At 70.2% G+C, this 13685-nt stretch carries 8 protein-coding genes; 4 read left to right on the top strand and 4 right to left on the bottom strand.

Annotated elements, in window-relative coordinates:
* Positions 1-57 precede the first annotated feature (57 nt).
* The 3 genes from AAF430_16195 to AAF430_16185 all read left to right on the top strand — a co-directional run bounded on the left by AAF430_16195 (position 58) and on the right by AAF430_16185 (position 3834).
* A complete protein-coding gene (locus tag AAF430_16195) occupies positions 58-2103 on the top strand; it encodes a S8 family serine peptidase (protein ID MEM7411772.1) in 2046 nt (681 codons plus the stop codon).
* Positions 2104-2221: 118 nt separating this feature from the next.
* Positions 2222-2794 (top strand): PEP-CTERM sorting domain-containing protein, encoded by a 573-nt coding sequence (locus AAF430_16190; protein ID MEM7411771.1) that lies wholly within the window; start codon positions 2222-2224, stop codon positions 2792-2794.
* A 35-nt stretch (positions 2795-2829) separates the two neighbouring features.
* Positions 2830-3834, top strand: a complete 1005-nt coding sequence (locus AAF430_16185; protein ID MEM7411770.1) for a GDSL-type esterase/lipase family protein — start codon at positions 2830-2832, stop codon at positions 3832-3834.
* Here the strand turns inward: AAF430_16185 and AAF430_16180 are convergent.
* A complete protein-coding gene (locus AAF430_16180; GenBank protein ID MEM7411769.1) occupies positions 3831-4895 on the bottom strand; it encodes an HDOD domain-containing protein in 1065 nt (354 codons plus the stop codon). The two genes, AAF430_16185 and AAF430_16180, sit on opposite strands and share 4 nt — an antisense overlap.
* A gap of 81 nt (positions 4896-4976) precedes the next feature.
* Entirely contained in the window at positions 4977-5474 is a 498-nt protein-coding gene (locus tag AAF430_16175; protein MEM7411768.1) for a hypothetical protein, read from the bottom strand.
* Between the two features lie 148 nt (positions 5475-5622).
* Between AAF430_16175 and AAF430_16170 the strand changes: the two genes are divergently transcribed.
* Positions 5623-6324 (top strand): GDSL-type esterase/lipase family protein, encoded by a 702-nt coding sequence (locus AAF430_16170; GenBank protein MEM7411767.1) that lies wholly within the window; start codon positions 5623-5625, stop codon positions 6322-6324.
* Between the two features lie 3 nt (positions 6325-6327).
* Here AAF430_16170 and AAF430_16165 read toward each other — a convergent pair whose 3' ends face one another.
* Both AAF430_16165 and AAF430_16160 read right to left on the bottom strand, forming a co-directional pair.
* The gene (locus AAF430_16165; GenBank protein ID MEM7411766.1) at positions 6328-6453 is read right to left on the bottom strand and encodes a hypothetical protein; all 126 of its coding nucleotides are present in this window, start codon (positions 6451-6453) and stop codon (positions 6328-6330) included.
* A 221-nt stretch (positions 6454-6674) separates the two neighbouring features.
* Positions 6675-13670 (bottom strand): SpvB/TcaC N-terminal domain-containing protein, encoded by a 6996-nt coding sequence (locus AAF430_16160; GenBank protein ID MEM7411765.1) that lies wholly within the window; start codon positions 13668-13670, stop codon positions 6675-6677.
* Positions 13671-13685 lie beyond the last annotated feature (15 nt).

Here is a 13685-nt window from a genome sequence, read left to right as displayed (position 1 = left end):
GCTGGACGCGGGCGCCGGGCATGACACAATCGGGGAAACGCCCTCGAGGCCTGCTCCATGCGCCCGCTCGTCTCGCTCCTGCTCGCCAGCCTCGCGCTCGCCAGCACGTCTTCCCTCGCCGAAAGCACCGATCCCCACGCGTCTCCCGCCGCCGCCGGCTGGCGCGCGACCTGGGACGCGAAGGCGTCACGAAGCCCGGTCCATCCCGACCTCCTGCGCTGGGCCGAGGGCGAAGACATGGACATGGCCGCGGCCCCGTGGATCGAGGCGATCTCGACCGGAGATCCCGCGGCCCTTGCGGAAGAGCTCGCGACGCTCGGAGTCGTCGGGCTGCAGGTCGCGGGGAATCGGGTGTCGGGTCAGCTCACGCGGGACGCCGTCGCCGGCTTGGAGCACTGCGTGCATCTCGCGGCCGCGCGTCCGACCCGCGCGTTCTCGAACCGCTCGTTCTTTCGACGCAAGGATCCGTGGCGCCATCCGCGCCGCGAGCGCCCGCGACGCACCGGCTCCGGATCCGTCACGAGCGAGGGCCTGGCGGCGATGGGCGTCGATCGCCTGCCGGCGAGCACCATCGGCCGCGGCGTGAGCGTCGGTCTGCTCGCCGACTCCTTCGATTGCGTGGGTGGCGGACGCGACACGGACATCGAGACGGGAGACCTCCCGGCCGAGACCACGGTGCTGGCCGACCTGGCCACGGCGGGTTGCATCGACGAAGGCCGCGCCCTCGCGCAGGTGGTCCACGACGTCGCGCCCGGTGCCCGCCTCGGTTTTCACACGGCCTTTCGCGGACAGGCCGACTTTGCCAACGGCATCGAAGCGCTGGCCTCCGAGTTCGTCGCCGACGTCATCGTCGACGACGTCGTCTACGCAGACGAGCCCTTCTTCCAGGACGGGGTGATCGCCCGGGCCGTCGACACCGTGAACGACTGGGGCGTCCGCTACGTCTCGGCCGCGGGCAACTCGGGCCGCCGTTCCTACGAGGGCCCCTTCCGGGACAGCGGCCAGACCGGCTTCTTCGAGCCGATCGGCCCCACGCGTCGGCACGACTTCGATCCGGGGCCGGACGTCGACGTATTCCTCCAGATCACCGTCGCGGCGAACAGCGAAGCGATCGTGATCCTGCAATGGAACGAACCCTTCGCGTCGGCATCGACGGCCGATCCGGCCCAGGGCGCGCTCAGCGACTACGACCTCTTGATCTACGACACGGAAGACCCGGTCGTCTTCGAGCGCTTCCAACCCGACGACGTCGTCGCCCGTTCGACGGCGTTCAACGTGGGCGGCGACGCGGTGGAAGCGGCGCTGGTGCGCAACCCCACCGATGCGCCCCTCGTGCTCTTCCTCGGCATCGAGCGCTTCCTCGGGCCGGGCTTCGACGGCCCCGACGTCGACCTCGTGAAGCTGGTCGTGCAGGGCGCGCTCACGATCGACGAGCACGACACCCAGAGCGGCACGAGTTACGGCCACGCCAACGCGGCCGGCGCACTCGCGATCGGTGCGGCGGCCTACTTCGAGACCCCGGCGTTCGGTGTCTCGCCGCCGCTGCTCGAACCGTTCTCCTCGGCAGGCGGTGTCGCCCTGCGGAGAGACTCCGAGGGGAACGCGTTGCCCGAGCCGCTCGTCCGCGAGACTCCGGACCTCGTCGGACCGGACGGGGTGAACAACACGGTCCTGTTCGGCGACAGCGAGGTCGACGACGACGACTTCCCGAACTTCTTCGGAACCTCCGCCGCGGCACCCCACGTGGCGGGGGTGGCCGCTCTGCTCCAGGGCGCGGTGCGCGGGGGCGCCGCCCTGCGCAAACGCGACGGCACGCTCTTCGGGGCCTGGCTCTGCGAGCCGGTGGGTCACCCCTACGGCTGGCGGCGCAGTAGGACGGTGCTCCGTGCGCCCGACGCCATCCCCGATGCACTCGCCGCCGGAGCCCGGCTGGGCCCCTGCTGGTCGCTCTCGCCGCGCGCCCTCGAACGCCGCCTCGAGCGCACGGCCATCGACATGGCCGACCCGGGCTACGACTTCGACAGCGGACATGGACTGGTTTCGGCCGATCGGGCCTTCCGAACCCGGCGGGGGCGGCGTCTCGGGCGATCCCGGCGCTGGTAGACAGGGCCTGTCCAGCACCTCCCCCCCCTGACGATCCCACGGCTGAAGAAGCCACTGGACGGGCCGGGCCTCGCTGGGCGAAGATGCGTGCGTTCTCCCTCGCCCTCGAGGATGACCCATGCGCAAGTCTTTGCTCTCCGCCGTCGGGCTGCTGCTCGCGGCCTCCCTTCCCATCGCCACCGCCCAGGCCGCCTCGCTGCTCGAGCCGCCGGACATCTCGTCCAACATCGCGGCGCCGACGCTCTTCAACCTCGATGCGGGTTCGAATCTGCTCACGGCCAACAGCGGTGGCCCGGGATCCGGCGCCACCAACGGCACGGACGCCGAGTTCATCACCGTCGTCGTGCCGACCGGGTTGGTGCTCGACGCCGTCGACGTCGTCTCCCGATCCGGGCCGTCCTTCGGCTCCTTTCTCGGGTACAACGTCGGCGCCACGCTCTCCGGCCAGACGAGCGGAGACCTGGCGGGCTTCGTGATCTTCAACGCGTTCAGTGGCGACCTGTTGACTGCGGCGTTGCTGGGCGTCGACGCCCTCGCGGCCGGCACCTATGCGTTCTGGATCCAGGAGACCGCCGGCGCCGTCGACTACACCCTCGATTTCGTGGTGACGCCCGAGCCGAGCACGGCGGCGCTGCTCACGCTGGGCGGACTCGGCCTCGGCTGGTTGCGCCGGAGCACGCGACGCACATAGCGCTGCGGCCCGCGATGCCGTGGTAGGCTCGCGGCGTGGAGGGTGCGAAGAAGCTCGCGTTGGCGGTGGGATCCCTCGCCGTCTTCGTGCTGCTTCTCGAAGGCGGGCTTGCGCTCGCCCATTGGGCCCTTCAGCGCGACGAGGTCGTCACCCCGACACCGGATGGCGTCGCCCAGGGCCTGCGCGTCGTGGCGCTCGGCGATTCCTTCAGCTTCGGGATCCACGTCGACCCGGCGGAGAGCTACCCCGCCCAGCTCTCGGATCGCCTGCGTGACGCGCATGGGGCGCGCTGGCGGATCCAGCGCACCGCCCTGCCCGGACTGTCGCCCCTGATGATCCACCGGGATCTCGACGCCGTCCTCGATCGCACCCAGCCCGAGCTCGTGCTGCTGCTCGCGGGCTTCAACGTGAACGACGCCGACATCCTCGAGTACCGGGCGGCGACGGGCCGCGACGTCCCGGGCATCCGAGGCCTGGCGCTACGTGCGAATGCGGTGCTCAACGGGCTGCGGAGCTATCGCGTCCTGCGCAACCTGATCCTGCGCCTGCCCCTCCGCGGTCCGAGCGCCGGCTACAGCGCCACGAAGGAGATGGAGCTCTTCGACTTCCGCCTCTACCAGGAAGTCAACCGCTGGGCCCTCGACGGCCTCGTCGCAGAGATCCAGGAACGCGGCCTTCCCGTCGTGCTCTTGAACTACCCCCAGGCCCCGGTGCCGACGAACGCGGCCAACGAAGCCGACGAGTACTACTACGTGATCTTCATGCGCGAGGCCCTGCCGCTCACCCCCGACGACTACCTCGTCCCGCGGCGCCCGCGCGAGACCGCGATCAACGCCGTGATCCGTGACGTCGCCACCCGACGCGGCGTGCCGCTGGCCGACAACTTCGCGGCCTTCCAGACGCTCGCCGAGAAGGGGCCCTACTTCCTCGCGGACGACGAACACCCCAACGCACGGGGCTACGCCCTGATGGCCGAGACCGTCGCGCAGACCCTCGCCGAAACGGGCTGGATCGAGTACACCGGGCGCGCGGCGCCCTAGGCGTCGGCGGCGCCGCCCTCTTCCCAGTTCTCGACGAACTCGCGCGCGTCCTTGCGGATCAGCTCGAGCTGAGGATCGTCGAGGCCGAGCGCGTCACACGCATGGCCAAGGGTCGCGGGCGTGCTGTGGTCGGCGGTGTGGTGACTCTGCATGCACGCAGCCCGAATCGCGGCATCGTCCGCATCGATTCCGACGTCTTCCGTCTCGCTCTCCGCGGAAGTGGACGAAACGATCCCGAAACCGAGCGCCTGGGCCTCGGCGTCGGCGACGCAGATCGTGGCAGCGAGCGGATGGGCGTAGCCCTCGACGAGCACCTGGTGATGGCTCCCGATCGCGATGGCGAGCTCGGGCGGCAGGCCCCAGAGACGACTCATCTGCGACGCCGCCACCCCGTGGACCGCGTCGACCTCGGGCCAGACTGCGGCGAGATCCGGCGGATCGGGCTTCCCGGCCTTCGTCACGCGCGCCTTGGTCTTCGCCGGCACCCGCACGGTGCCCTCGGCCAGCGCGATCAGCACACCGGCCACGCCGACGTCGTGCAGCAGTCCACAGAGGAAGGCGTACTCGCTCTCGATCGGCGTGTAGCGGGACACGATCCGCGACAGGTGCGCAGTCAGGACGCTGTGGCGCCGCAAGCGCTCCATCGTCTCGCTGTAGGCCGGGACGCGAAAGACACGCAGGTTGAGCGCCACCTGCATGACGAGGTCGCGCACGTTCTGCATGCCCACCCGCATCACGGCATCGCGCAGGGACGTGATCTTCGCCGCGCCGGCGTAGAGCGGTGACGCCACCAGCTCCATGAGCTTCCCGGCGAGCATGGCGTCCTGCTGGAGCAAGTCGACGATCTCGTCGATCTCGACGTCTGCCCGCTGGGACACGCTCATCAGCTGGGTGGCCACCGCCGGCAGCGTGGGCGGCTGGTAGTCGGGCGCTCCGAAGGTCTCGAGGAGGCGTTTCTCGAGCGCACTCTGCTCGATCAGAACGTCGTCACCCGCGGCGATCGAGGCCTCTCCGCGGCCGTAGCCCTCTTCCAGCTTCGTCTTGCCCCGGCGGGCGGTCATACGCGTCTCCCGAAGAACCCGTCCCGGGTGCATCGGCCGCTGACCGTCGGACGTTCATCCGCGAAAAGGCGTATGTCGGCCCTAGAGTGCCTCGCCCTGGGGACCATAGAGCAGGGCCCCGCTCGAATATCCGGTGCCGAACGTCAGCACCAGGTTCGCCACCTGGTCGAGGGCCGACTGCAGCTCGGCTTCCGTCAGGCTGCCGAGGGGATGCAGGAACGCCGCGTAGACGACGCCCTGGCTCACCGCGTAGCGCGCATCGAGCGCCGAGTGGTAGTTCGCGGTCAACATGGCGCCCACCTGGTCGGGGGTGAGTTCTTCCACGCGGCGCACCGGCGCCACCAGACGCATGCGATCGTGGGTCGCGCTCGAGAAACACGCGATCGGAATGCCGGCGTACTCGAAGCGCAGCGACCCCGGCGAGCCTTCCACGTTCTCGCCGAGCGCCAGAATCGCGTCGTCCAGCGCGTCGGCCGTCATCGGGGGGGTCGAGGCGCAGCCGAGCCCTGCCAGCGCGAGCACGATCGCCCCCGCGTAGAAACGCTTCCCTGCCCACACCTGCCGCCACCACTGCGCCATGAGACCCGACCTCCTCGGCCCACCATACGCGCCCCCCCGAGGCCGCAGCGGGGAATTCGCCCCTGGTGAGGGCTGCGTCCGCGTGAGATTCTGGCTGGGCTGGATTCGGTTCGCGCGCGGCGCTGCCGACCGCCCGGGAGGAAACACGATGCGACGAGCTGCCCAGAGCGCAAACCGGAGGCTCCTCGGCCTCGCCCTGACTCTGGTCCTGCTGCTCGGCGGCGGCTGCGCGTCACGCGTGCCGTCCGAGATCATCTACGCCGCCTTCGGCGCGAGCGATTCGGTGGGCATCGGCGCCGTCCCGCTGAAGCAGGGCTACGTCTGGCAGATCCGGGACGCCCTGGATCGCCAGGTCGAAGACGTCCGCCTGCTCAACCTCGGCATTCCGGCGGCGGATGCCCGCGGCATCCGAGACGTCCTGACCCTCGCTCTGCGCAGCGGGCTGCGCCCGGATCTCGTCACGCTCTGGACCGGCACCAACGACGTGATCGCCGGGGAAGACCCGGACACCTTCGAGACCCACCTCGAGGCCATCCTCGAACTACTCACCGAGGAGACGGAAGCCACGATCGTGGTGGGCGACCTCCCGGATCTCACGATGATTCCCCGCTTCCGCGAGGAGCCCAACGCGTTCGTGACGAAGGCCCGTGTCGACGCCTTCAACGCCGCGATCCAGCGCCAGGTGAGCCGCTACGAGGTGCTGCTCGTTCCCATGGCCGCTTCGCCGGTGGCCAGCCAGTGCGTCAGCAGCGTCGACGGCTTCCACCCGAACAACGCGGGTCACCGCAAGATTGCGAACCTCTTCCTGAAGGTGATCCTGCCGGCGATCGGGCTGTCGGACGGGGTGTAAGGGCTAGTCGGCAGGTGCGCGGCGGTAGCGCTTGAGGGTTCGCCGCTCCTCGTCCCACGCGACGATCTCGTCGTCCTTCCAGAGCCACTCGACGCGTCCCACGCCGTCGACCGCTTCGACGGAGGTCATGGGGTGGGGGTAGATGCGGCCCGCCAAGTCCACGTCGTAGTCGAAAGACCTCTGAATCGGTGTGCCCTGGATCGAGACATCGAACTCGATTCGCTCACCAGCCAGAATCCGTACTCGCTCGCCACCCTCGCCGACGTATTCGCCAACCGGCGGCAACGGCCGAGTGGTCGCACACGCGGTCACGAACAGGCACACCAAGAGGCAGACTCCCTCGCGTCGGATCACTGATACCACTCCCATGCGTGCGCGGGATTGCCCGCGTAGTGGCCTGCTCCGCCAAAGGCGGGGTCGATCTCCCCGGGTCCGGGAATCTTGTGCCCGATACTCGTCGCCAAGTCTATCGCGACGGAGGTGCTCGGAACCGCCAACCCCAAAGAGATGCCGACGATGTTCGCCGCGATGTCGGAGACCGAGTCAAGCGCATGGTTGACCATCCCCTGTCGTGTCTCTGCCGCGAACGATTTGAAATCCAGCGGCGTCTCGTGGAGCACCCCTCCCGCGAGTAGAAGCGGAGCACCGACGAGTCCCAAAGACCCGGTGAGAGCCGCGTTCGTACCCGCATGCCATCCGTTCATCCCCTCCCGCGCCCAGTACCTGTCGCCGGGTTCCAGGCCCCGGACGTATCCGATGATCGAATCCAGCGTGCGAGGCAGCCAACGGCCGAGCGTGCTCTGGCCGAACCGCCCGTTCACCAGGTCGACCGCCGAGCGCCGCCAAGCGGCGCCGAAGTTGTCGCCGATCAGGAAGCTCACGAGGCCCCCGAGGAAGCTCCCCAGCGCCTCGATCGGAGCCGGGCCCCGGCCTGCCCCATCCGAGCGGTCGGGACCGTCGTAGCCACCGCCCGCGTACTCGGCGGGCTGGGTCCCCCAGCTCTTCACGAACAGCCCGAAGCCGCCGCCGGCATTCCCGCCCCCGACGCTCACCAACAGGCTCCCGCCGCGACCGACGTAGCCGCGGCTGGTGTTCCAGTGCTTCGGGCGCGAACGCGGCGCCACCTCGAGCCCGGTCGGATCCACCCGCGACAGCGGGTTTCCCTCGGCGTAGGTGTATCCGTTCATGCGTTTCGGGTCGCCCACCCGGAACACCGGGTCGACCGAGAGGAAGCCTCCCGACTGGGGATCCTGCCAGCGCGCGCGCATGTAGGTGAGGCCGGTCTCGGCCTGCTGCGGATGGCCGGCGTAGTGGCGACGCCCCGATGCACCGAGGTCCACCTCCGCATCGAGCCGGCCATAGGGTGCGAAGCGCAGGTGCCGAACCCGATCGCCGTTCTCGTCGATGACCACGACCCCGCTTCCGATGCGGTCCGAGATCACCCAGCGATCGGTCGGGAGCTGTGCGCTGCCACCGCCAGACCACACGGGCAGCGGGAGCGCCAGCTGAGCGGCGACGAGCCCCGCCACCGTCGCGTAGCCAGGCCGCCGCACCACCCCGAGAACCAGTCCCCCGCGCACGCCGAGCCAGAGCGCCCAGCCGCCGAGCACTGCGAGCGGGAGCCAGGGCAGCCACGGCGGAACGCGCTGTCCCTGGACCACCCAGGCCTCGGGCGGGTCGCCGCGCCAGTCGGTGAACGCCACGCGCTCCCCGAAGGCCATCACCTCGACGCGGATCTCGCGTTCGTAGCCCGGCCGTTCCTCCTGGACGAGTTGGCCGTCGACGAAGCGCCGGGTGACGTCGCCCGCCACCTCCTTCAACCGATTCCCCGACCGGTCGTAGTGCACCGACAGGACATTGCAGAGCCCGACGGCCGTTCCCACGCACACCAGCCGGTTCGCGGAATCGAAGCGATAGTGACGATCCTTCCCGGGCTGCGAGATCGCGCTCACGTTGCCCGAGGCGTCGTAGTCGTAGGCTGCCGCGCCGGGCCCGGTCTCTGCCGGCCGGAACGAAACGGCGTGGGGTGGATCCGGCAGCACCCCGAACACCTGGGTCTCACCCGCGTGGGTCACCAGGTTGCCCAGGGCATCGTACGCGTAGGCCAGGCTCGTCCCGTTCCGGGTCCACGCGCTCAGGCGATTCCGGTGGTCGTAGGCGTACTCGCTCGCCACATCGAGCTCGCCGTTCTCGCTCGAGACGGCCAGGCTCGTCACGTTGCCGAGGCCGTCGTACCCCAGATAGGCGAGCTCGACCGTGTACGGCGTGTGTTGGCTCGTGAAGCGGTCGGACACCAGCCGGCGCGTCTGTGCCGCAGGCAGAGGCGGAGGAAGCAGGTCCTCGACGTACGCGAAGCTCCGGGTGCCGCCCGGCATCGCCACCGACCGCCGCCGACCCAGGTCGTCATAGGTCACGGTGTCGAGATAGGGGACCGCATCGGCACTGTCACAGCGTTCGCGACACACGCGCGTGAGGTACGCCTTGTCGTAGACGAAGTGGGTACCCGAGGGCACGCCCCCGTGCTTCGACCAGGTGACACGACCGGTGAGGTCGTACTCGTAGTCGGTCGTGAGCCAGCCTCCGTCCTGAAAAAGGATGCGCTGACGCGGCCGCCCGAACCCGTCGAAGAAGAGCGTCTTGTTGTAGCTCGACGTCGACTCGATGCCCGACTGACGCTCCCCGGCGCGGTAGGCGATGGTCACGTCCGCTTCGCCGGCCGGTGTCGTGATGAGGGTCGGGCGATCCAGGACGTCGTACTGGTACGCGCGCGTCTGCTGTCGTGCATTGCGCGTCCAGAGCGGGTTCCCCTTCCCGTCGAACTCGCTGAAGGACGTCCCGGCGTCCGGGTGCTCTACTTCGACGGCCCGACCGAGCGTGTCGTAGTGGTAGACGAGTCGGTGACGCGGATCGTCGTAGCCGGGCCCGGCGAGTGGGTCGTAGACCACCTTGGGCGAACCGGCCTCGTAGCCGTAGAGCGTCCGGTCGGGGGTGCTGCAGTCCACGCCGCCGAGGCTCACCAGGGTCGGATCCGGGGGGTTGTGACACTCGTGGACCGCGGCGACCCGTTCGCCGTCGACCAGGCGCACCTCGACATCGCCTTTCGGGTTCTTCGTCAGCACCCGGTCCACGGTCGCCGTCACGACCGCCCCATCGGGCGCGACGACCGAGTCGAGGGTTGCGTCGAAGCGCGCCAGCGCCACGCCATCGGGCGTCTCGGTGCGCAGCGTCCGCCCGACCGCGTCGTGCACGGTGACGGTCGCCGGCGCCTCGGTCGCTCCGCTGATGCCCGCGCAGTCGGGCCCACTCGACCGCGGCGCCAGCTGGCGCGAGGACCGGACCGCCGGATCGACGTAGGTCGCCGTGCAGACGTAGCGGGCCAACCCGCCCTGGGCAGGAACCTCCTCGACGGACTTCCACGTGCCACCAAAGCCGTCCGAGACCTGGAAGCGGACGATCGGGTCCCCGAGGCCCGCCCCGTCGACGAGAACCGTGCGCTCGGACGTCGGCGGCATCGCGAAGTCGTCGAAGTGGGTGGTCGCCAACAGCTGCTCGGGCTCGCCGTCGGGCGTGGCGAACTCGGCCACTACCCGACCGAAGTCGTCGAGGATCGCTCGCGTCGCAGGTTCGTCGCGGTAGGGAGACTGCATCCCGGTGGAAACGCCGAAGACCGGATCAGGGTCGTAGAGCGTCCATTCGCCCGCGGCGTCCCGCGTGCGGGTGCGCACGGTCCCCGCGCCCACGCCGTGCGGGCAATCACTCCCCGCAGGCGCCAGGCCGTCGTAGCAGAAGCGCATCGTGTGGCCGTTCGCGTCGGTCTCCGAGACGAGGTTGCCCACCGCGTCGTACGCGTAGTGCTGCACGAACCCGTTGGCGGCGAAGGGAGGCGTCGGCAGCGCTCCGTCGCGCCGGGCCTGCACCCGGATCTCGGTCGCGACGCGCCCTTCGGGCGTGTAGCCGAACGACACGTCGCCGTAGATCCGTGTGCCGGACGGGTCCGTCTCGACCTGACGCTGCACCAGACCATGGAGCCAATGGTCGGCCTGGGTCGACGTCAGGGCCTGCGGCGTCCGCGTCGACACCACCGCGTCCGTCACCGAGCGGGTCGACCGGGTCGCGGCGAAGTTGAAGCCGTGCGCGTCGTCGTAGGTCAGGACGACGTGCTCGACCGCGCCCGGGTCCTGCCCGGGTGCCGTCCCGTATTCGAAGCCGCTCGACTGCTCCACGAGCCGCCCCACCCGGGACGCCTCGGCAGCCCCCGTCGCGCCCGGACCTTCGCCCGTGTAGGCGCCCGGGATCGCCGCGCTCGCCAGCTCCCAGGTCTCCTCGTGTACATGGAGTACTGCGCCTCCCTCGCGCACGATCTGTCGGGAGAGGCGCCCTGCCCGGCCGTGGTCCTGGTGGAAGTAGGCATCGACCTCGGCGCCGTCTGCGCGAATGCGCCGGACCAGCCGGAACCCCAACCCGGAGCGGTGCTTCGGGCACCACAGGGGACGGGCGTACTGGTACCGGGTCGTCGCCGGCGCCCGATTCGGGCCCGTCACCGTCACCTCGGCGACGACGGGCCGGGCCTCGAAGCGCACCCGGCGGGCGTCGCCGGGCGGCGGCGGCTCCTTCGCCTCCGGGCCCAGGGCGTCGAGCTCGGCAGCCGATTCCAGAGCCGCGTCGCGCTGGGCGCCCGGGGTCGTGTAGGCGAAGCGCATGACGCCGCCGCGGCCGTTGCGCATCTCGCGCAGCAGGTCGGGAAGGAAACTCTGGGATCGCCAGCCGATCGCCGACTCGACGGCCGCGTCCCCGTTCAGGTCCCGTTCCCCGGCCTTGTCCGCCCCCTGGACGTCGAAACGCCCGGTCTCGTCCACCTGCCAGACCGACGCCGCACTTCCGTTCGGCGAGTAGAGGTAGGGATCCAGGGCCGTCCCGGGCGCGTCGTAGCCATCGGGCCGACCGTCGCCGTTCACGTCGTGCAACGGAAACCCATCGGTCTCGAAGAAGGCGTTGCCGGGGATGCCCTCGACCGGCGTCGCCGAGCCCGAGATCCAGAACGGGGGGAGGAAGCGGGTCGCATCGGCGCAGGGCGCGGTGGGCGTTACGCCGCACCATCCCGAGCCGGTGTTCAACAGCGCTCCCACCGACTCACTCGGGTGGTCGGGCAGCGCGAAGCCGGCGGCCGCGACCGGATCCGCCCAGACGACGTCGGTGAGACCGTCCAGGTTCACGTCGATGAACCGGAACCCCTCGTCCCAGGCCAGCATCGAGGTCGCGTTCGAATCGTGGGGACCCGGCGGCGTGCTGAAGCGCCAGTCCAGCGTGGGATGGTGCTGCATGTGCACGTGGTGGAGGGCCGTCCCGGTCTCCGGGTCGCGCAGGTCGAACTCGGGCGCCCGCCGCCAGGCGTACGCCCCGTCGGGCTGGAGCTCCTGCACCCACGCCCGCGTGACGACCGGATTCAGGTTGTAGTCGTAGAGCGCCGGGTCGTCGTACCACGACGGCAGATGGCGTGGGTCGCTGGGTTCGAGGGCGAGCAGGTCGACGCGCCCGTCTCCTGTGAGTTCCACGAAGGCAAACGGGAACTGCACCCACTGGCGACACACGGCCCAGGGAAAGACCTGGTAGCCCGGGACGTTCGGCGGGTCCGCGTTCATCACGTCGAGCCCGTACCAGGAGCGCGTCTGGCAGTCGTAGTCGCCGCTCTCGCTGTCGCTGATCTCCATCGCGTCGAAGGCCGGTAGGCCACTCTCGAGCGACGGCTCGCGAGCCCAGCCATCGCGCCCGTTGTTCAGGAACACGACCTGGGCGCGCGCGTCGACGTAGGCGTGCTGGGCCGGCGGCAGATAGGCCGCGCAGGCGGCATCCCACTTCTTCCAGACGCCTCCCACCCGACTCGACGCCACCAGATCGGCGAAGCCATCCCCGTTCACGTCCACGACGCGGAAGATCGTGTCGGTGGCGATCGTGTGGGCACCGCCGTAGCCGTTCGTCGCACTCGCCGGCGGGGTCACGGCCAGCGCGGCCGTGTCGAGATCGTCCGCGTAGCGTCCGCGCTGGCTGAGGGAGACACCGGCCTGCAGGCTCCCCGGCGTGGCTTCGCAGTACGGCGCACCGCCGATCCCGTAGCCACCGTGCGCGAGACGCACGGTCAGGGTGGGTGCGTCGTAGCGCAGCGCCTGCAACGCCGCCGTCCAGACCGGGTCGGGCGTCGTCTGCCAGCCGTCGCCGGTGTGGAGGTAGACCGCGCGCTTCGAGCCGTGCCCGGTGCCGTTGTGCGGAACGTCGAGGGAGTCGTCGCAGGGCCAGGCATCGCCGATGCACCAGGCCTCGATCCGATCGGGCAGGCCGTCACCGTTGACGTCGGCCAGCACGTTGTCGCCGACGAACCCGACGTTCCCGTAGATGTGGCTGGGCGGCGGGGGCACCAGCGGCGCCGCGCTCGGGTCGTCCCATTGCCAGTTCGCGGCCTGCGCGAACTCGGGGTCCGAAGGGTCCGTGTAGTCGAACTCCTGGGCCGGCAGCGCGGAGCACCCTTCCAGGCTGGCGGGGTGCATCGGGCAGCTACTCCCGAAGCGCTGCACCGACGCGAGGCGGGTGCGGTTCGTGGCGTACTCCCCTTTGGGCGCGTAACCGAGCTTCAGCCGGTGATGCAGGGCGTAGGCGCCCCCGACGAGGCTCGAGACCTGCACGTCCGTCATGCGACGGCTGAAGCGCATCTCGATGCCGCCCACGAAGTGATGCTGGGGGTCGGTGCGCGCCTCGTCGTAGAAGAACTCCACGCGTCGCTGCCCGTTCGCGTACGACACGCGCTGCGGAACCGCCATGCCGAGTTCGCTGCGGTCGTAGCGGAAGACGATGGCGTTGCCGTGCACGTCGCGGATCTCGGACAGGTGCCAGGCCGCGATCGGTTGGGCCGGATGGGTCGTGTCGTGGACCCGCGCGTTCGCGTCGAGGCCGTAGAGGAATCGGGTGCCGTCGAGGCCAGTGACCTCCCAGGCGCGATCGGCGACGCCCGCGTCGTTCACGATGCGGAAGCGCTGGAACGACTCGACGAAGGTGTGGTAGTGGCCGTCGGCGTCGGGCCCCTGCAAGAGCTCGCCGTCGATCTCGTACTGCGGGCAGTTCGCGTAGTCGGGCCGCCCGAAGCGGATCGCGCAGCGGATCTCGGCCGGTGCGCCGAGCAACAGCCGCCAGCCGACCCCCAGGAGACCGTCCCCGGCGTGACTCGAGTACACGAGGCTCAGGCTGGGCTGATGCCCGGCCGTTCCCGGCGGCACCTCGATCGGGATCTGCACGCGAGCGGCCCCGGTGTTGGCGTCGACCGTCGAGTCGACCGGCCCGGCGTCGCCGGGCGCAGGCATCGCGACTGCGCTCCC

Source organism: Myxococcota bacterium, from assembly GCA_039030075.1.
In the GTDB taxonomy this organism is placed as follows: domain Bacteria; phylum Myxococcota_A; class UBA9160; order UBA9160; family SMWR01; genus JAHEJV01.
Note: the sequence above shows the minus strand (reverse complement) of the source record. Positions and strands in the feature narration are given on the sequence as shown.

Bases quoted from the DNA above. Each gene is read 5' to 3' on its own strand.
- AAF430_16160 (MEM7411765.1), bottom strand. From the start codon at position 13,670: ATGCCTGCGCCCGGCGACGCCGGGCCGGTCGACTCGACGGTCGACGCC.
- AAF430_16190 (MEM7411771.1), top strand. From the start codon at position 2,222: ATGCGCAAGTCTTTGCTCTCCGCCGTCGGGCTGCTGCTCGCGGCCTCC.
- AAF430_16195 (MEM7411772.1), top strand. From the start codon at position 58: ATGCGCCCGCTCGTCTCGCTCCTGCTCGCCAGCCTCGCGCTCGCCAGC.
- AAF430_16175 (MEM7411768.1), bottom strand. From the start codon at position 5,474: ATGGCGCAGTGGTGGCGGCAGGTGTGGGCAGGGAAGCGTTTCTACGCG.
- AAF430_16180 (MEM7411769.1), bottom strand. From the start codon at position 4,895: ATGACCGCCCGCCGGGGCAAGACGAAGCTGGAAGAGGGCTACGGCCGC.
- AAF430_16170 (MEM7411767.1), top strand. From the start codon at position 5,623: ATGCGACGAGCTGCCCAGAGCGCAAACCGGAGGCTCCTCGGCCTCGCC.
- AAF430_16165 (MEM7411766.1), bottom strand. From the start codon at position 6,453: ATGACCTCCGTCGAAGCGGTCGACGGCGTGGGACGCGTCGAGTGGCTC.